This window comes from Paenibacillus sp. EKM10P, from assembly GCF_011800655.1.
Lineage (GTDB): Bacteria > Bacillota > Bacilli > Paenibacillales > Paenibacillaceae > Paenibacillus > Paenibacillus polymyxa.
The window spans coordinates 445249-464774 of record NZ_JAALET010000002.1 but is presented as its reverse complement, the minus strand read 5'-3'; the positions used below and the strand labels follow the sequence as shown (position 1 = coordinate 464774).

Below are 19526 nucleotides of genomic sequence, written 5' to 3'. Positions count from 1 at the left end.
GGGGTACGGCTAAAATGAACAAGTCTATTAATATCCAAGATACGTTTCTGAACCAATTGCGCAAGGATTCTATACCTGTGACGGTATACCTCATCAATGGATTTCAGGTGCGAGGAACGATTAAAGCATTTGACAATTTTACAATCGTTATTGATTCGGATGGAAAGCAACAGCTGATCTACAAGCATGCCATCTCCACCTTTACACCGCAACGCAACGTATCGCTTGTACAACAAGATAACGCCAGCGATAACTGATTACGGCAGGACGGCCGCCCGGGTGATGAAACTTTTCAGGCGTCCGTCTCGTCTAACTGTATAGGAATGTGACCGGGAGCAACCTGATCAGGGTTGTTCTTTTCATTCCGTTTACTTTCATGCTGCCGACAGCTAGCTTTAAGCTTACGCTCGGCGACATTATGATTATTCGCGAAAGGGAGTCAGGGGAATGCCAAACGATTCATTGTCCAGATCCGGCAATCGCAATAGAAACACATCTAAAGAGAAGCCGAAGGGCAAGAAAAAGAAAATAACAGGTAAGCGAGTTGGGTGGACGCTGTTTATTACAGCAGCATTAGCCATATTTTGTGCACTTGGTGGTTATTTATTTGTCATGGTTAATGGCGAAAAAATCTACAAAGCCAACAAGGACAAAATTACTGTGAACGAGACATCAAAGGTTTATGACCGCAACGGTGTGCTTATGGGTGAGCTGTCTGTGCAAAAAAGTGATCCTGTGAAAAGTGAAGAAATTCCACCGTTGCTCAAAAAAGCTTTTATTGCAACCGAGGATAAGCGTTTTATGGAGCATCAAGGAGTTGATATTTGGTCTATCGGTCGGGCGGCAGTGAAGGATATCGTTGCTCGTTCTGCGGTGGAGGGCGGTAGTACGCTGACTCAGCAGTTGGCCAAAAACTTGTTTTTGACACGTGACAAAACCTTTTTCCGTAAAGCGACAGAGGTATCCATCGCAATGGCGCTGGAGCGGAATTTGACTAAAGATGAAATTATTACGCTATATCTGAATCGGATTTGGTTTGGACGCTCATATTCTGGAATAAAGGCAGCGTCGGAAGGCTATTTTGGAGTGTCAAACCTAAACGAATTAAAGTTGTGGCAAGTCGCTACACTGGCGGCTATTCCGAAAGGGCCATCCAAGTATAACCCGATCAGTAACCCTGAAAACTCAAAGGCCCGGCGTGCTGTGGTTCTCCAGCTGATGTTTGAGCAGGGAATGATTGGAAAGCAGGAAATGGAAGAAGCCAAAGCTATAAATTACGATTACAAACAACCGGAAAAAGTACAAAAGTATCAAAATTTTATGGAATATGTCATGGATGAGGCAGAGGATGCCTTGCCAGGAGTCAGCGGTAATGATCTGATTATTGGCGGTTATAAAATTCATACGACAATGGATGCTCAGGCTCAAAATGCGCTGGATCAAGCGATGGCGGATGATGATATGTTCGAAAAAAGTCCCGACGATCAGCCTGTCCAAGCCTCAATGGTTATTATCAATAACCAGACAGGTGGTATTGCCGCGATGGCACCCGGACGGGATTACAAAAAGGGAACCTTTAATCGTGCGACGCAGAGCCGCAGACAGCCAGGGTCGGCCTTTAAGCCGATTGTAGCCTATGCGCCAGCTCTTGAATCCGGTAAATTTACGATAGATACTCCTTTGAGTAACGAACGGCAAAGTTTTAACGGATACAGTCCGAAAAACTTGCATGGTTACTCTTCCACCATCAGCATGATGGATGCCATTACGAAGTCTGAAAATATACCACCTGTATGGTTGTTGAACCAAATCGGTGTGGAAAAAGGGGTTCAATTCGCCGAGAGCGTAGGCATACCGATGGACAAAAATGATCACTCGCTTGCTATCGCATTGGGAGGATTAAGCAAAGGAACAAATACCCTTGAAATGGCGCAGGCTTACAGCGCTTTTGCCAATAAAGGACAATTCCAAAAAGCTTACTCCATTAAGCAAATTAACAATAGTGATGATCAAGTGGTTTATACTCATAATGAGGAATCCAAATCTGTTATGAGTGAGAAAACGGCTTATGAAATGACAAAAATGATGCAAAATGTGGTCAATAGCGGTACAGGTCGCAAAGCACGTATCGACTGGCCTGTAGCTGGTAAAACGGGTACGACCCAAAGTGGAATCAGTGGTAACAGTGGTAACCGGGACATTTGGTTTGTCGGTTATACGCCGGAATATACCGGAGCGGTATGGATGGGGTATGACAAGCCAGATAGCAGGCATATGTTGAGAAACTACAGCGGCCAGTCAGCGGCCTTCTTCGGAAGGGTTATGGGTGAAGCACTCAAGGGACACCCAGTGACGCAATTTAGCGAGCCGAAGGGATATGAACCACCCGTTGAGGAGAAGCCAGAAGAGCCAGTTCAGGCCACCGCTCCAAGCGGACTGAGCGGGTCGTATAGTCAGGATACCCAAATTGTATCGTTGTCTTGGAATGCGGCTGAGGGAGATAATGTGCAATACCGTGTGTATCGTAAAGAATCTTCCGAAGGAAGTTTCCGGACGATTATGGAGGCGATGAGAGGCACGAGTGGTGAAGATACGTCTCCTGTAGCTGGAAAGACGTATCAATACTATGTCGTAGCTTATGGAGCGGATGGTAAAGAATCCGCAGCTTCCAACACGATTAGCGTAGAAATTCCAGCAGAAACTACTCCGATAGATCAGCAGCCAGGAAACGATCCTAATCAGGATGGAACCGTACCGGATAATGGCGAGAATATAGACGGTCAGAATGGCACGGACCAGGGGAATACACTTCCTGGAGGAACCGATAACGGTACTGGTTCTGAACAAGCTCCAACGTCTCCTGGAGGTAACAATGGAAATGGTACTGGAGGCACAGGAAACAGTAATGACAATTTTGGTAACGGAAACGATACAAATCAGGGGAATGGTCAGACGACTACACCGGATTCAGGTATAACTGATGAAAATACTATGACCAATCCAGAAAATACAGATGCATCTACCACAGGTGCTATAATGGATGGAAGTCAGGAAGGCAAATCCAACGGTCATTCCAACTCCAATCGGGGACGTCACAACCGGGATTAGCAAATATGTTTTAAATAAGATGATATTGGCTTTAAATCAAAGGTATTTTCGGACTGTTTTGACAGTCTGGAAATACCTTTTTTGCTGTAATACAGGGGTTATTTTTGAGTGTATAGTTTAAATATGGTAAGCTGGTTTTACCAATGTTGGAGAGGAACATCATTTATGAAGCGCAAATTCGGAGACCGGGCCAACTGGCGAAGAATCACCAATCGCAAGTTTGCTTGCCGGTATGTAGAAAGTGATGCGTTTACAGGATATGTGACCCTGTATACTATTTTGAGTCTCAAGGAGCCATTATGGAAAAGTTATGGTGGTCATACGTTTTGCATAGCCGATAAAGGTTATTCCTGGTTGCAATATTATCCAAAAGGTAAGCATTATGTGGTGACTGCTATGTTTGACAATCGAGAGCAAATCGTCGAATGGTACATTGATACCTGCCGAAATCAAGGAGTAACCGATCAAGGAGTTCCTTGGTTTGATGATTTGTATTTGGATGTGGTCGTGCTTAAAAACGGTGAAATCTTTCTGGTGGATGAGGATGAACTGGAGGAGGCGCTACAACGGGGGCATATTTCTACGCAAGAAGCAGAATTGGCTAACCGAACAGCGGCTGACCTGTTACATCAGATCGATGCTCACATGTTCCCCTATTTTAAAATGTCGCTGAAACACCGGGCAGAATGGTTTCATAACGGTGATTTCAAGAGAGAACGGTGAAATTTTTGCAGTGGATTAAAAGTACTGGGACCCAACGCCATGAGCCAAAAAACAGGCAAAGTCGCAATGGGAAAATATTTATGGTATCGAAGCGTCTCATACTTGGTTTGATGATTTTCATTTTGGTCGGATTGGTATGGGCAGGTATCCGAGTATGGAATATGAATACAGCTGCCTCTACCACTCCGCTTCAGCATGCACAAATTGGTATCGTACTAGGTGCCTCTATGTGGGGAGCTGAGCCCAGTCCTGGTTTAAAAGAAAGATTAGAAGAAGCCTTGCGGTTATATCGTAACGGGATGGTGCAGCGACTAATTGTAAGTGGAGGACTGGATCAACCTGATTTTCCGTATACGGAGGCCGAGGGGATGCAACGCTACTTGGTAGATAGAGGAGTCCCTGTACAGCATATTGTGTTAGAAAACCAGGCAACCAGTACTTACGAAAATTTGCTCTACAGCCAGCGTATCATGAAGGAATATGGCTGGAACTCCACCGTAATCATCACACATAGCTATCACGGTCCTCGCGCGTTGGAGATTGCTCAATTTTTGAATTTCGATCATCCCCAGCTGGCTCTGACCGAATCCAAAGTGCTGAATATGCCAATTCACCAATCAAGAGAAGTATTGGCTTACGCTAAATGGACGCTACAACGGTGGTGGATCAGTGCTCAAATTTGGATTGCCTGAATTGAGGGAAGGCTTTGTACGCGTTCTCGTTGCTTTTATGCTAATAAGGACATGCTGGACCGAATACATTAATAGGGTAAGCTGTGCCTGAAGAAATGTTGAGGTGATGGATGCATGAACGGACGGGGAATCGCCGCGGGCAAGCGGTCGGAGGAGAGACCTTCCAGACAAATCAATGTCGTGCTGCGTAGCCCGGAGCCGATCGCTTCGGTGACTGTGGACGAGACGGAAGCAGTGGCTTCGACCAAGTCGCAGGCGCTACCGCAGTATCTCAGTCTTTATCAGGAAATTCAGAAAGAACTCGATCATCTCGTCGGCTTGGATAACATCAAAGAACTGGTATTTGAGGTATATGCCTTTTTGCAAATTGCTCATATGCGCACTGATGCGGGTCTGTTGAGCAACGCACACGTATATCACATGATTTTTAAAGGAAATCCAGGTACGGGGAAAACGACAGTAGCCCGCATTATCGCTAAAATGTTGCAAAAAATGGGGGTACTGAGCAAGGGCCATCTGATTGAGGTGGAGAGAGCTGATCTGGTAGGTGAGTATATCGGCCACACCGCACAAAAAACGCGGGACCTGGTAAAGAAATCTCTTGGCGGCGTGTTGTTCATTGATGAGGCTTACAGTTTAGCACGCGGAGGGGAAAAGGATTTCGGAAAAGAAGCGATTGATACCCTGGTAAAAACGAAAGTCTAGTAATCTATGCATATGAATCAATAGATTTAGATAAACCGAAATGGGGAGGTGAAGACAGAAAGAATAAATGGGAAGAATACGAAAGTCAGCTAGATGAGCTACTGAAGCTATATCAAGTTGATCTATTAAGTTTTGAACAAATTGCCGAAAAGGCTGGAATAGACTGGTGGACGATCAAATCTCTTTTTAAAGCCAAAGGAATAAAATTGATAAGCCATAAAGAGAGAGCACAAATCAAGCGAGCCAAAGACTATCCATTACTATATGACTTACACTACAATCAAGGACTAACACTAAATCAAATCTATGCTAAATATAAGTATAGTCCTCCATATATAAGACAAGTACTTAGAGAAGGTCATACGTTACGATAGGGGACGGTACAACAGTGTATCTGCAAGCGCTGAGAGCGGCTAAATTACGCATAGTTCATTATGGGGAAGCATTATCCTATAATTAAGCATTTGGAGGCTTAAAATAAACGATAGACACTAAGAAAAAAAGACAAATAGATACATGTCTACTTAAGAGAGTAAATCTCATTATGTGAAGAGCATGTAATATTTATTTTTAATTAACGATACCGAAAACAAAAAAATAGATTTTTAAAAAGAGGATTGTCTGTTATTTAGCAATTCTCTTTTTGTGATAATTGATATAGTTACATAGAACTATATTCATGGTATAATTTTCCCATTACTTGATAGGAGGTATTTATGTGGCAAGAAGGATAGGAGTATTTAGCACAGGGGATTTACCGTTCATTTTAGTATCTGGTGTAGAAGAAATGAAATGCGCTCATAGTGCCGTTCCATACGAAACACACTATGGTTTAATGACGTATCATGAAGAACAATTCATTATTATTACTGTAACAGTCAAATATGACAACGAAAAAGAAGAAAGAATATTTACTGTGAACTTCAATGCACACGCCAACAGACAAGCATTAAAGAATTTTGCTAAAGGTGCGCCAATTTGGTTTACAGCAGCAGACGCTGGTTTCATTAAAGATGATATGTTAGGAGCAGAAATACAACTTGAACTGATGAAACATGGATGCGTACATATTACCCCACCAGATCCATTGGTTGCTTTGAGTATAAATACTTTTTTAGAGCAACATCAATAAGACCCTGATGGGTCTTTTATTTTCCATACTTCAGTTTATTTATAGTTTGCTCAAGTTCCTGTATAACTTCCTCTTTAGTTGTGTCATAGAAAAGTTGTAATTCTTCTTCGCTTTGACTTCTCATTTTAACACCTTCGTATTCTTTTCCTTTTAAAATCCAATCAGTTGAAACTTCAAAATAATTTGAGAGAGCTATAATTAAATCTACATTAGGCTTGTTTCGATCGTTTTCAAGGTTTCCAATTGTACCTTTTGTTACTTTTTTAAATCCAATATGATTGTTTTTTTCATCATACATTGGAATCTTTAGATCCTCAATTAACATTTCGACAGTGAGCCCTTTTCTAATTCTAAGAAATCTAGTCCTACTTCCGATCGATTCTAACATGTATTTCTCTCCCCAATAACCATTCATCTCAATATGTACAATATTATTATAACGATATTCTGATATTTGTATACGATTTACATACAAAGTTTTGTATTTTATTATGTTGACAATACAATAAATTGGTCGTATGCTAAACACGAGATACAAAACTTTGTACTTTCAATCTGAGAGAATACAAAAGATTTAATCAGTCAAAGGAGGCTTAAACCAAATTCAGAATTCACCTCTACAAATTCCGCAATACATCAAAAAAGCGTTCTACAATTTAAATTTAGGATGACTTTGATACTGAAAGTCGTTTAAAAAAAGAGGAGAAATTACGCAATACTTCATCTAATCTTCATTATAGTCCCAAATATTTGAAACCACGTAGGTGTTTCGTCGTATATCCATATATAACCTTTGACGCATGGGTACCACATGCAAACCAAATATATACTTCGCAGATGCGAAAAGGAGATAGAGAGATGACAATTGCATTGCAGAAATTCAAACGAACTCAACAGATGAATGTATCTAATACATACAAACTGAGCGATCCATCATACAATCGTAATATTACATTAGAACAGTTGTACCTTGAATTTGAAATTAAACCAACGGCTATTATCATAATTGAACTAATGGAATTTTATCTTAGAACTGTTGAACGTATGAATGAATTTGCTATTCGTATGCCAGAAGAACAGTTTCCATTAACCCTACTAAGAAAAATGCGTAACGAAGATATAGACAAATATGGTTATCGTAATAAGCATTCATTTGTTCACGATTACTATAAAGACAAACGTTTGGCACTTGAACAGTTATTTCAAGAGCCAGTGCATCAATGGACTATGAACACTTTTAAAACAAGTGACCCTGAACGCATTTTTGATGTTTATCTTGAACAAGGTAAGTATTCAAATATAAGAAAAGTCTCGATGCTTGCATAGCTAAAAAAAGCCCTTCCACAGAATGATTTCTTGGGAGGGCAGTTTGTATGAATTCTTATAAAATTATCATTTTATTAGAGAGGGGGATGACTATTCTCCACACCTACATTACACAATAGCAAAAAAAAGGATGATCAATTTGACTTTTGTAGAATTCATACATATAATTTGAATATATTGGTTAGGAAATTTTATCTAATAATATGAAATCAAAACCATATTTAATTAAAAAGAGAGATTTTAGTTACATATAATCAATTAAAATCCATTTTAACCCTACATATTATTTTCATAAGCTTAAAATCTTCGTTAGTTACTTTTTTTGTCAACAACTAGCGCAAAAAAAGTTTCTATAAATAATACTATTGGAGGTACTTATTAATGAAAAGACAAATTGCTACTCTCTTAATGTCGACTTCTTTGGTGTTATCTTTAGCTTCCGTAGCTTCTGCTGACAGTTCCTCGATTGACAACACATCCTCTGCTGCCTCATCTGAAGTACAAGTTATTAACTTGGGCACAACAGGCAACGATGCTTATTTACCATCCACACCACAAACAATTACAGATAATTCTAATTCTGTAGTTACTCCGATGTCTACAGATGGTCAAAATATGAGCTATAGCTTCCGTGGTGTAGATGATCATATATGGTCTTCAAGCCCTCTACCAATTCACAGATACGGGAAGATTTCTCTTACCTTAGTTCAGGAATCGATTAGAAGTGAACCAGCTATAGTTAATTATCAATTCATGACTAAGGACTATAAAAATAAGTCCGAGGTAATTCAGGTAAATGGTAACATTAACGGTGGTGATGAAAGAACAATCACATTTAATAATGTTCCTAAAGGCACAGCAGACAACCCGGTATATTTATACATTGGAAATCACACTGGATACCCAATTTCAGGAAATGGATATACGAAATAAAAAGGGATGTGAGGCACAGTGAAAGTTAAACCAAAAACTTGGGGACTGACTATTCTGGCGGTAGGTGCTATTGCACTAACTGGAGTTATTACAAATAACGTTTATGCGAATAGTGATATTCCTAGTAAATTAGAAAGTGTTACTAACGAGACGGTTCCCCCTGACATATTAGAAGGATTTAATCATCCGGATAAGATATCAACTAAGGATGGAATGTTTGAAAAAGATACTAAATCAATCCAGGCTGCTGGGGATTTCAGCAAAGATGAAGTAGTCTACGATGCTTCAAAGACTACAGATAAAACAAAAGCGATCATTCAGTATGATGCTACTTATATCAAACAGGAAAATGCGGAATAGTGAATCTAAAGCATAATGAGTTATTGTTGAACACTTTTTTCAAATGAACATAGGACGACCTCGGTCGTCCTTTTTATTGTACTTATATTGTTCACACTAATGAAGTTACAAAAAAATAATTGTTCATTCTTAGTAACTTTTGCCTTAATATGCGATAAATAATGCACTTATAATAAAATAGAGCCTTTCAAAAGGAATAATGAAATGAAAATATGAAAAGTATATGATTTTGTACCAAAAGATGGTACAATCAAGATCATTAGAGTATTTTACTACTTGATTCACAACTACATAATAAATTTAACTATGCATCGTATTGTTAGTCTACGTTGAAAGGGTGATTTATCGATGAAAATTACACCCACGATTAGAGCAGAATTAGAACAATTTCTACAACAAGAAGGCTTAACATTATCGCAATTTGGACAAATCGCAGGGATGAATAGGGGAATAATAAGTAGTATTGTAACAGGTAATAAATCTATGTCTATTAATCAGCTTGATCGAATTACTGAAGCTATGGGTTTACCAGAAGGCCACTTTTACGACTTGTTTATAGAAAACTACATCATAGACACTCCCCCGAATATGAGACGGATCGAGCCATTTTTGTTTCGCTGTGCAGAGTTGGACAAGTTGGATTCGATCCGTCGAGTAGTGGGAGCCATCATGGATAATCTACTGTATTCACCCAAGCTATTTGAAATTGCAGAAGGGTTGTTGGCGCAGGGACGACTAGAAGCGGCATTGATACTCTATGAGGGGGTAGCTGAAGCGGAGAGATATCAACATTCGGAACGTTTGGCGGTCTGTCAATATCGCATATTCACGATTCAAATCGGAGACGATCAAAGCCGTAATATCAGGGCAGCAGCAGTGTTTGAGGCTTTTGTTGAGCGCCTTGATGAAATAGATCAACTTGACGCATTGAAGGATTTAGCCAACGTGTATAGATCTTTGCGTAAATGGGACAAGGTTGATGAAACGGCGAAAAAAATGAAGCAGAAAGCAAAAACTCAATATTTGTTAAAACATCAACATAAGAATCGAGAGTGTGACGAGTATAAGAAGTTGAGTCGCCCTTTGTTTGTATACATTTCCTATGCTGACCTGCTGTGTGCAGGTGTCTACGAAGCCCAAGGCGATTACAACCAAGCTCTACAATATACATACGCCTATGCTGATTTAGATTGGGTTAAAGAGACAGACGAAGATACCCAACACTGGATCAGCTTGTTTCAGCATTGGGCGCAAGCTAACGTTATTGTGAACAAGCTTTTATCGGGGGATATGAAGGTCTTAAATGATTATGTAGAATATATTGCTGCATCGTCAGATACAACTGACCAAGATAGGGTTACCCAACTGCTGAACATTATGATGACGGCAAACCGATACCAGATAGACGTAGATGATATACTTCAGCGTTTTGAAACGGATGTTAATTCACTTTTGCAATTGCCTCAATTTAATGATGTATATACTCAACATGTGATTCCAGAACAATTCGCACGTTTGGGATACGAATTGGCTTATTATTATTTACATCAAGGTACATACGACGATGGCTTTAAATACTTGATGTATTCACTGGTAAGTTATCATAGACTAAACAATGAGACTTATTTCATAAAATGTTTGGTGTTGTTTGAGCGTTATCGAGTTTATGCAGTATCCGAAACCAAGGCAGCATATTTAGAATTTATTGAAAGGGTGTGGATAGCTGATGTTAAGAAAAATGGCGCTATTGATCGTCGCAACTAGTTTTCTGTTTATCGTGACGTTACCTGTTCAGACTGATGGTCAACACCAGAATATCGTGCTTTATGATCAACATGGGGGAGCTTAATAAAACTTATTGAATAGGTGTGGTTAGACAATGTTGAAAAAAGTGGTAATGCTGATCGTTGCGAGTAGTTTTTTGTTTACCTTAGCTGTACCTATTTATCTGGACAGTCATAATGGAGGATTTCAAGTCTTTGCAACACATGGAGGAGCATAGCAATATAGTTGGAACATTTAGGTTTATTGCTAACTATTTGATTAGTGTTAAATTAATTACACTTAATCACGTTGTAGAGGTTTAGTGATAAAAAAAGGGGAACCCTCATTAATCTTGAGAGTTCCCCTTTGATTTTACTGTTTTACTGGTGTTGCTGCTACTGATGTATCCAATAATCGGATACCTTTATGGACTAGAATTTCGATTAACTTCAATTCTTTATCGGTTGGTGTAACTTCCAGCCTATTCAACAATCCATCAACTGTTTCAACGACTACCTTTTCCTTTTGTTCAAATGTCAAAGTATCATTGGAATAATTATGTACATATTCAATTACTTCACTTGCCACATCTAAAACAAAATTAGCTTTGCCTTTATGCTGTTCAGCAATTGGAAGAACCTCTAAAATCAAATTGCCTACATCGACACTCCCAAGAATACTATCCGTATCACTCAGATTAACACCTCTTTTTTTAAACCAAGCAATAACCAATACACCAATTAGTACAAACAACACTGTTCCACCAATTACATATATATCATTCATTAAATTTCACCCTTTTTAATTATATTTAAGTATTATTTAAAGAAGCCTTTGCGGTACAGCACAGTAATTAAACGGTAAAAATCATAGCTACCGCCTGAAGTTGTATCTACAGCACCAGCATTCTTTGCTGCTACACATGCTTCCATTGCCCAATCTGGAATCTTATCCATAGACAACTTGGAGGTCAATTGTTTCACTTGTTCTTGCAATGCTTGAAAATCTGCTTGTTCTTGGATTGTCATAGGTTGATCTCCCTTGCTAATATTTTTATTTTGAACTTTCAATCTATTCAGTTCTTCCTGTATCTGAGGTAGAAAGTTCTTTTTAGCTGTTGCTACTGTATTCCCATCTCCCCAGAAATTCGTACCCGGACATGCCTTACTTGATTTGCCGGGAGTGAAATCACTAAGGCGTATACCAGTCCTAGTAAACCAACTATGATAGACAATATGATCTGTATTAATAGGAAGGTTAAATCTCTCAGCTAAACAGGCGTAGAGGTGAATAATGGTCTTCTTTTGTTCATCTGTGATTTTGTCTCCACCAGAATCAAAGTTGCCCACATTCTCGACACAGATACATTTATTATTAAAACCTCTAATCCCAGCAGGAATTCTATTTAGAGGTCTATCAAGACTAATTGCAATTTGTCCGTTTTCTAGAGTCGTAATATTCTGTCCAGTAGCAGCCCAACCTTGGGATAGGTGATAGTTCCTCATTCCCTCTAAACATTTAAATGTATCTTGTTGGGCAATTCCATTTACCATTTTTCTTGTGGAGTAATTAGGTGAAGCAGTGTGATGAACTTGTAAAAATTGAATAGTGCGAGTAACGACTTGTTTGCTTAGCCATTCACGGAACTCATTTCGCTCCATAAGTAAGAAGTTGCCTTGTTGAATCACTTTAAATCACTCTCCTTTATTGTCAGCGTTATTTTTCGATTGTCTATTCTTCAATACTGCAATGATTTGTTTGATTTGAGGAGGAACAAGGAAGCCGATTCGTCCTGCATTTTCAGTAATACTAATCAGCTCATTGCTTATGTAAAACCAAATGGTACCCATCATAAATATTGACATGTCTAAAACAATGTCTGCTCTATGAGCAATAACAATGATGATTAACATAAAAGCTTTTTTTGCAAGTCCTATAAATCCTCTTTTGCTGCTAAGTCCAGCATTGGGAAGCCCTTTTTTAGCTTCAACGATACTTGCTATAAGTCCAGTAACATAATCAGCCAAGATCAGTAACGTCAAAAATTCCAGCCAAGCGTTCCATCCACCAAAAAAATAACCAAACGCGCTACCCAAGAAGGCAAACATTAAACTCAATAATTTATCATACACACATCTTTCCTCAATTCTTGTAATATAAAAGACTCTCCATTGAGAAGAGTCTTCGTAAAATGTCTCTTTTATAAAATGTACCAATACACACCAGATGAACGCCCCTTAACAATAATGAAGCTGCTTAAGTCGCTTACATCTCTTTTTCTAATCTGAGCAACAGCATTTAAATCAATTTCACTCGCTAATCTTGGATATAGGAAGCCGCCTAAGTCTGGTCTACTAATCATTACTTTAGACTCAACATTGTAAACATTTTTGATATCTACTATGGAATCCAAATCACTCTTCTGGCGAATATCGATTGTTGCATCTAAATATTCGCGGTTCTTTACATACAGAGAACCCTCAACATCGTAGAAATTCTTAACCTCAATCCATGATCCTAAGTCTGGACGTGAAACAATTACATTGGCATCTCGATAATCAAAAAAAGGTACTTGAACAAATGAATCTAAGTCATTATCTCCAACAGCTCTAATTACAACGCTACTATTCAAATCAGGCTTGTTTACAACTAAGCTGCTATCTATATCTGAAAATCTCACGCCTTGAATCATTACAGTGGATTCAACATCACTATTTATACGCTTATACTTAGATACAGTTAAGCTTGCAATCGTTTCTGGTCGTGATACAGTAATGAAGCTATCAATTGTAGATTCTCGCCTGTTTGCTACTGTTAGCTCACTTTCAAGGCTCATCTTAGGATCTACCGTTACCCTTGCTCCCAAATCAGGTCTGGATATCATTACTGATGAGTCGGGTGCAGATGTTCCAAAGTTAGCAACACTAATAGATGCAGGTATGTCGCTATTCTTGCGATACACAACTTTTAATGTACTGTTTATGTCTGGTCTGGAGATTGCTAATGTTGAGTCGGTATCATGCTGCATAAAATCTTTGTACTTGTGGACATATAAAGAAGCAGGAAGATAACTAAATCCAAAATTACTTTTAATCGTAAGACTACCTGTTACTTCTTTTCTACCAGCACCATAAACGAATAGAGTAGAATTTAGATCTCCTCGTCCAAAACTATAGTTCTGTGACGTAATATATTTAAGCTGAAGAACAGGGGCCTTAAGCGATTCTCTTGTATTAAAATAAGTTGGGTGTGAACTTTTCGATTTAATAATAAGTCCATAATTGATTAGCGATTCATCCTGCCAACGTTTAACCAAGTCAAACACATCGAATTCAATGTACTTATTCGTTCTATTGATGGTGTAAGAGTCTAATAATAGCTCAGTTCCATAAGGCTTATTGGCATATGTAATACCATACTCACGCCAAAGCGTATTCGGCTGATACACTTTAATATCCGTGTCATCCGTAAAACTTCCACTATAATATAATCGTAACTTTGCATCTTCGAGTTTATTTAGATCTGGTACAACAACTTTCAAATCACCAAAGTTTACAAATGACTCGAACTGTTCTGTGTCCGACTGTCCGATCATCATGGATTGCGTGTCGCCATAGTTGACCGTTTGCAAGTCTAAACGACTACGTGTTGTAGCATCCTCGATTGGCTTTAAGTCCTTGGTGACTCTAGGAGCTTCCATTAATTCAAACTTGCCCAATAATCGATTATGAGGTCTAACCTCTAATGTACCAGACAAATAGTTGACAGAGGTTGATTCTAATACTGAATTGATTTCAGCATTACTTCTATATTTGATATCTAATTGACTGCTAACGTCTGCTGATCTCTGAACACGTATAGTAATCGTTGTATCTACAGTTGTTTCTCTACGATAAGCAACCAACATTTCAGAATTTACTTCATTTATTTCTTGTCGATAGAGTACAAATTTACCCTCCATACGATTGGAGGGCGATTTTATAAATATTTCACCGCCTAAATCATTATATGTATCCAAATAGTCACTTCCTAACACCGCATTGTATTGCGATTATACTACCACTTTGTTTGAGTTAATCTTAAGTTCGAATATACCATTTGGTACTGGCTTGGCTTCTATATCCGCTACAATCCTCACATAGAATTCCTGTGTTTCTAAAGGTTTGGTAAGCCCATATGTAATATAATCTGTTGCTAAAAATGGAGACTGAGTACGTGATAATTCTATTGTTACACCTTCAGGCAATTTCTCTTTATTTACCTCAAGCAACAAATTATCAATAGGGTATCCAAGTTGATTCTTGATTACAACTTTTTGATCCAATGTAGTTTGACCTGCAAAGATCATACCAAAATCCAAATACTTTAGGATTCCTCCAAATGTATCGGATAGATACTCTCCAGACTCATCCATAAACATTAACCCTGTGTATGTTCCTGCAAAGGTTGTTTGCCAGTAATCTGTATTGCCCCAATAATCCTTAAATTCCACACGTAATTTATTGTCTTTATCAAAGAACATATCTCGTTCGGATATGTTGAGATTGATATCAACTGGAGATGGAGCAAGGCGAGTAAATGAACCATCATTCGGGAAGTAGGGGAGATCGTTCAGTAATACACGATACTGTACTTTACCTTTATCTTCGTCATTAACTTGTCCAAGAATCTTACCGCTGTTAAACGAAATTTGGATAGTAGCTTCAGTATTGAGAACATAAAAAGATAAATTCTGAAATTTGGTGTCGTCAACATTTGCTTTGATAGCCAGTTGAGTGGCATCAATTTTTGTTGGGTTTAGGGACTCTTGGAGTTTGTCTTCTATGTAATATCCAAATCTAACTTTGTCACCCTGATTCTTAAAATCACTTTCAACTAGCTTTGAGATTTCTTTATACGACATTGCTTGCTTTTTAATTATGTTCAAATCATCAACAATTACTTCTATCCACTTACCATAACGATACGCCTTCCATGTCAAACCAGAATCAAATGACAGCAAAAACTTTGCATTATCACTAGCACTCTTGAGTATCGTAATCGCCTGAAGGGAACCGGGTAGAGTGAAGTCGTTAGATTGTTTGATGAACTGACCGACAGGTAAAGCACCCAGCGAGAGATTAAATGGATTATTTGATTCATCTGTCCAAGTGACAACTTCAAAGTTGTTATGGATATCGTCTACTGGGGAATAATTAGCATTATACTCTAAAGAGGCTGTTGTCTTAGTTAATTCATCGGTGTAATAGAGAACATCTACATTGTCGCCAAGCTCGTCATAAAGAATGAAAGGTTCAGTTTCTAGCGAGATGGACGATTCAGTCTGTTGTGGGTTATCCGTGTATTCAATAATATTGATCTCTTTATCTTGCCATTCCTCAGCAAGAGTAAATGGGGTAGTCTCAATAGTGAATTGAGCTTCTAGCTTATAAGGATCATCTGTGTAATAGCACAATTCAACATCGTCTTGAAGTTGTTGCCAAGCTGATTCAGGAATACCTGAAATATCGTTCATACCTGAATTGAGAAACTCTTCTTCTGTTGGCTTTTGCCCTGCTATATTAGCGTCAACAAAATTACTACCATCAAAGACCTTGTATTTATTATTATTATAAATCAAATACTTTTTTTCATATTCTGGTGCCAACATCTCAATTTCGTAAATGTATAAATAATAATACATGCCGTTGTTTTGAGTAATATTCAACCTATAGTTACTATACCAATTATCATTTTGAAAATTGTATTCCCTTTTTTGTGTAGTACCCCACACTCCACCTGCCCAATTGGTTTGATCTGTCTGAGTATCTAATACAGTCCAATTTCCCCCGTCATTCGAACCTTCGAACGTCCAATTCTTTGGAGCGCAAGTTCCATCTTCACCACCAGCTACTATAGTATACTTTTTTATATTCTGAGCTTTGGCGAAAGTGTATTGAATTACTGCTTTGTTAATCCCTCTGCCAGTTTTCCAAATAGTATCTGTATTCCCATCAAACGCCATCCATGCGTCAGTGAATGTACTATCAACAGAAGTCGCACTTACTACTCCACTTGGAGCAGTATTAGATGTCATAGATGGTATTACATTTTTTAAGTACACTTATTTACCTCCTTTCGATTTTATACCCTTATGTAATGGTCGCACCCTTAATTAGTGTTTTAGTTGTGTCCACAGAATGTCGAAACACTTTACCAGAGCCTACAATAGTTGAGTTCTTACTTACATATCCTTTGTGTTTTACAGTGTCAGATAAATCAATTTGAGCAGATTTATCTAGCCCATGTCTAATAAAATCATCTTCCTGAATTAAAGATAAAGATTTAACTGTTGAATAAGAAATAACTCCATACATTTCAATTTCATCAATTTCCAAATAGCTTATATCGCCATTTATCTGCTCTGTATTTAGTCTGTACTTTTTATAGTTCCCCGATTTAGAGATAGTGAAAATTTTCTTCGTTCCGCTAACCCAGTCCGTTACACTTTCTCTTTGATCTAGAAGCACCCATTGACTGCCTGTATGTCCCTCAATAGTCCATTTCTTGGGTGCGCGAGACACACTGGCAGGCTTAATTGCATAGCTTTTGATTTCAGTTAAACTTGAAAATTCATAACTTATCCATGCAGGCAGGGAGGCATATGAAGTCAACCATGTTCCATTTCCACCGCTAACACCATCAAACACTCTATATGGATAATTAGTCCCCCACGTACTACTAGCTTCAACTATACCACTAGGAGTATTATTGCTTGTCATTTTAGGTATTAAAGTTGTATCACTTATTACCATAGGTGCATAAGCAATATATTGATTATCAATAGATAATAGAAATTTATCATCATATATGTACTCGTACATCTCCCAACCCGTCATGGTAATCCTAGCATGGTTTCCGCTAATACCATTTATGTTAAGTCTGTAACACTGATAAGACTGTTTATTGTCAGTCACATACTTTTTCGTTTGACTTGCTGTCCAACCTGTTTGGTTAGATTGTGTGTCAAGAACAGTCCAATTCGTATCATCATTGGAACCTTCAAACGTCCAGTTTTTTGGAGAACCCTGATACTCTGTAGAATGTGATGTTATATTGTAATTTTGTACAACAATCGGGCTGGAGAATTTATACTTAATCCATCCTGCAATTGTGTTATTAGTTGCCCAGTAACTACCTGTTCTATCAAATGCCCTCCAAGCATCATTTGTGCTAGGATTGTATGTTGAACTAGCACTAGCCACACCTGAAGGCGTTGCTGCTGAAGTCATGGCTGGTACTGCATTGGTGCTTGAAAGATGCCCCATAAAATCGCTCCTTCGTTATTTAAGCGTTATACTATTTACTCTGTACCGATTCATGTCAATGACATGTGTAAATGTTTTGCCAGCACCAAAACTAACGTTTGATGACCGTACATCAATAAGTTTATTTAAACGGTTGCTTAAGTTTAGTGCACTGTCAAAGTTCATTCCGTATTTTTGAAATGACGATTCATTGCTATCTGGAATTTCAATTAAGCTGGAGATGTTCAATAGTTCAAACATCTTTAGTTCCCCAATACTTGTGTAGTCTGTAGCTCCATTGTTTGCTGTCCAGTTGATTCTATAAGACATAAACGCCTTAATATTATCAATTTCAAATACCTTATCAGTTGTGGGAGTACTCCAAATTTGTTTAGATTGTCTGTCTAATACTTCCCACTTCCCATCAAATCCATTTGTGCTATCATTGGAACCTTCAAATGTCCAGTCTCTAGGTAAACGCTTATAGTAGCTACTCAGTGTTCCATTTCGAACTGCATATTGGCTTATAATTTTAGGAGACGTAAATTTATATCCTAAGAATCCAACACCGCCCGAACTACTTGTAGAACAGTAGCCTTCATTTTCGTCAATTTGGTTGAAGGCTAAATAAGCTTCATTGACCCCCATCGCACCTTTTGAAAAAGCCAATCCAGACGGTGCAGCATTGTTTGTCATTTTGGATATGATTGTTGAGTCTGAAATTTTTTTTGGGATAGTCGAAATGATCTTATTATTTGTTTTGAGTATTACTTTAATATACTTAAGACTTCCCCATGCATAATCGCCGTTGTATACGCCATTCGTAGTTGTTTGAGTAGTTGGATTATAATCATCATCAAAAGTTGTGACTATGTTTCCATCATCAGACGTAAAATTAATGGCTATTACACAATTAATAAAATCCCTAACAGCAGTATCTTTACTAGAAAAAGTAGGTAGAAAAGAACAATTAATATATTCCAATTTTTTTACTGTTGCACCAGCAGAATTACCAGCAAAAATAGGGTACGTCGTAGGAGAGTGAGGCTTGTTATCCCATACGCAATTTCTGAACGAGAGATTAATGACTGAACCATCAAAGAAATACTCATATGTTCTGCCATCATTACCCGGTGAAGGTCTCTGTATGATAAGCCCGATAAATGTGTTAGTCTTATTCATAATGAACCCACCAGCAGTGACATTTGTCAAACTGAGGATGACGCGTTTAGCCTTATCTCTAAGTGTAATTGTCGCTATAGTGATCTCGTAATTAGCATTAAGCACTGATGTAAGTCTTGGCTCTGTATATGTTCCTTCTTTAACAATATAGATTAACGTTTTATCAGCAGTAACAGAAGCGACTGCTTTACTTATTGTCTTAAATGGAGAAGTAGCAGATCCAGTATTTGTATCCAAACCTGTTATTCCATCTACATATAAAACTTTAGTAAATGAATCAATAAATCCACCAAAACTAGGCATTTTTTATCACCA

General features: G+C 38.3%; 17 protein-coding genes and 1 pseudogene. 10 read left to right on the top strand and 8 right to left on the bottom strand.

The genetic code is table 11. The features are described from left to right. The first annotated feature begins 14 nt into the window (after nt 1–14). The 6 genes and pseudogenes from hfq to HFE01_RS07485 all read left to right on the top strand — a co-directional run bounded on the left by hfq (nt 15) and on the right by HFE01_RS07485 (nt 6360). Nucleotides 15–257: an RNA chaperone Hfq gene (hfq, locus tag HFE01_RS07510; protein ID WP_013371546.1), complete on the top strand. Its 243-nt coding sequence runs from the start codon at nt 15–17 to the stop codon at nt 255–257. Nucleotides 258–447: 190 nt separating this feature from the next. Next, nucleotides 448–3108: a PBP1A family penicillin-binding protein gene (locus HFE01_RS07505; RefSeq protein WP_019687795.1), complete on the top strand. Its 2661-nt coding sequence runs from the start codon at nt 448–450 to the stop codon at nt 3106–3108. A gap of 165 nt (nt 3109–3273) precedes the next feature. Continuing rightward, nucleotides 3274–3831 (top strand): ribonuclease FAU-1 family protein, encoded by a 558-nt coding sequence (locus tag HFE01_RS07500; protein WP_013371544.1) that lies wholly within the window; start codon nt 3274–3276, stop codon nt 3829–3831. Next, nucleotides 3828–4523 carry a YdcF family protein gene (locus tag HFE01_RS07495; RefSeq protein WP_019687794.1) on the top strand — a complete coding sequence of 232 codons (696 nt, stop codon included), beginning with the start codon at nt 3828–3830 and terminating at the stop codon, nt 4521–4523. Before HFE01_RS07500 ends, HFE01_RS07495 begins: the two co-directional genes overlap by 4 nt. Nucleotides 4524–4637: 114 nt before the next feature. Next, nucleotides 4638–5219, top strand: a pseudogene (locus HFE01_RS07490) (AAA family ATPase); the annotation flags it as partial. Between the two features lie 727 nt (nt 5220–5946). Continuing rightward, the gene (locus tag HFE01_RS07485) at nt 5947–6360 is read left to right on the top strand and encodes a hypothetical protein (RefSeq protein ID WP_167437969.1); all 414 of its coding nucleotides are present in this window, start codon (nt 5947–5949) and stop codon (nt 6358–6360) included. A 16-nt stretch (nt 6361–6376) separates the two neighbouring features. Here HFE01_RS07485 and HFE01_RS07480 read toward each other — a convergent pair whose 3' ends face one another. Continuing rightward, complete coding sequence (locus HFE01_RS07480) at nt 6377–6748, bottom strand: helix-turn-helix domain-containing protein (RefSeq protein ID WP_167437970.1); 372 nt, start codon at nt 6746–6748, stop codon at nt 6377–6379. A 470-nt stretch (nt 6749–7218) separates the two neighbouring features. On the opposite strand from HFE01_RS07480, the gene HFE01_RS07475 reads away from it, so the two are divergent. The 4 genes from HFE01_RS07475 to HFE01_RS07460 all read left to right on the top strand — a co-directional run bounded on the left by HFE01_RS07475 (nt 7219) and on the right by HFE01_RS07460 (nt 10743). Further along, nucleotides 7219–7686 carry a hypothetical protein gene (locus HFE01_RS07475; RefSeq protein WP_243208156.1) on the top strand — a complete coding sequence of 156 codons (468 nt, stop codon included), beginning with the start codon at nt 7219–7221 and terminating at the stop codon, nt 7684–7686. A gap of 381 nt (nt 7687–8067) precedes the next feature. Next, complete coding sequence (locus HFE01_RS07470) at nt 8068–8619, top strand: hypothetical protein (protein WP_167437971.1); 552 nt, start codon at nt 8068–8070, stop codon at nt 8617–8619. 18 nt (nt 8620–8637) lie between these two features. Continuing rightward, nucleotides 8638–8979 (top strand): hypothetical protein, encoded by a 342-nt coding sequence (locus tag HFE01_RS07465; protein WP_243208155.1) that lies wholly within the window; start codon nt 8638–8640, stop codon nt 8977–8979. Between the two features lie 348 nt (nt 8980–9327). Beyond that, complete coding sequence (locus tag HFE01_RS07460) at nt 9328–10743, top strand: helix-turn-helix transcriptional regulator (RefSeq protein ID WP_167437972.1); 1416 nt, start codon at nt 9328–9330, stop codon at nt 10741–10743. A 372-nt stretch (nt 10744–11115) separates the two neighbouring features. Here the strand turns inward: HFE01_RS07460 and HFE01_RS07455 are convergent, their stop codons facing one another. The 7 genes from HFE01_RS07455 to HFE01_RS07425 all read right to left on the bottom strand — a co-directional run bounded on the left by HFE01_RS07455 (nt 11116) and on the right by HFE01_RS07425 (nt 19514). Further along, complete coding sequence (locus tag HFE01_RS07455; RefSeq protein WP_167437973.1) at nt 11116–11529, bottom strand: hypothetical protein; 414 nt, start codon at nt 11527–11529, stop codon at nt 11116–11118. Between the two features lie 32 nt (nt 11530–11561). Next, entirely contained in the window at nt 11562–12431 is an 870-nt protein-coding gene (locus HFE01_RS07450) for a peptidoglycan recognition protein family protein (RefSeq protein ID WP_167437974.1), read from the bottom strand. Between the two features lie 6 nt (nt 12432–12437). Next, the gene (locus HFE01_RS07445) at nt 12438–12851 is read right to left on the bottom strand and encodes a phage holin family protein (protein ID WP_167438158.1); all 414 of its coding nucleotides are present in this window, start codon (nt 12849–12851) and stop codon (nt 12438–12440) included. Nucleotides 12852–12943: 92 nt separating this feature from the next. After that, entirely contained in the window at nt 12944–14761 is a 1818-nt protein-coding gene (locus tag HFE01_RS07440) for a DNRLRE domain-containing protein (RefSeq protein ID WP_167437975.1), read from the bottom strand. Nucleotides 14762–14794: 33 nt separating this feature from the next. Then, nucleotides 14795–16846 carry a discoidin domain-containing protein gene (locus HFE01_RS07435; protein WP_167437976.1) on the bottom strand — a complete coding sequence of 684 codons (2052 nt, stop codon included), beginning with the start codon at nt 16844–16846 and terminating at the stop codon, nt 14795–14797. A 28-nt stretch (nt 16847–16874) separates the two neighbouring features. Continuing rightward, a complete protein-coding gene (locus HFE01_RS07430) occupies nt 16875–18050 on the bottom strand; it encodes a hypothetical protein (RefSeq protein ID WP_167437977.1) in 1176 nt (391 codons plus the stop codon). 15 nt (nt 18051–18065) lie between these two features. Further along, nucleotides 18066–19514, bottom strand: a complete 1449-nt coding sequence (locus tag HFE01_RS07425) for a DUF1565 domain-containing protein (protein ID WP_167437978.1) — start codon at nt 19512–19514, stop codon at nt 18066–18068. Nucleotides 19515–19526: the final 12 nt, after the last annotated feature.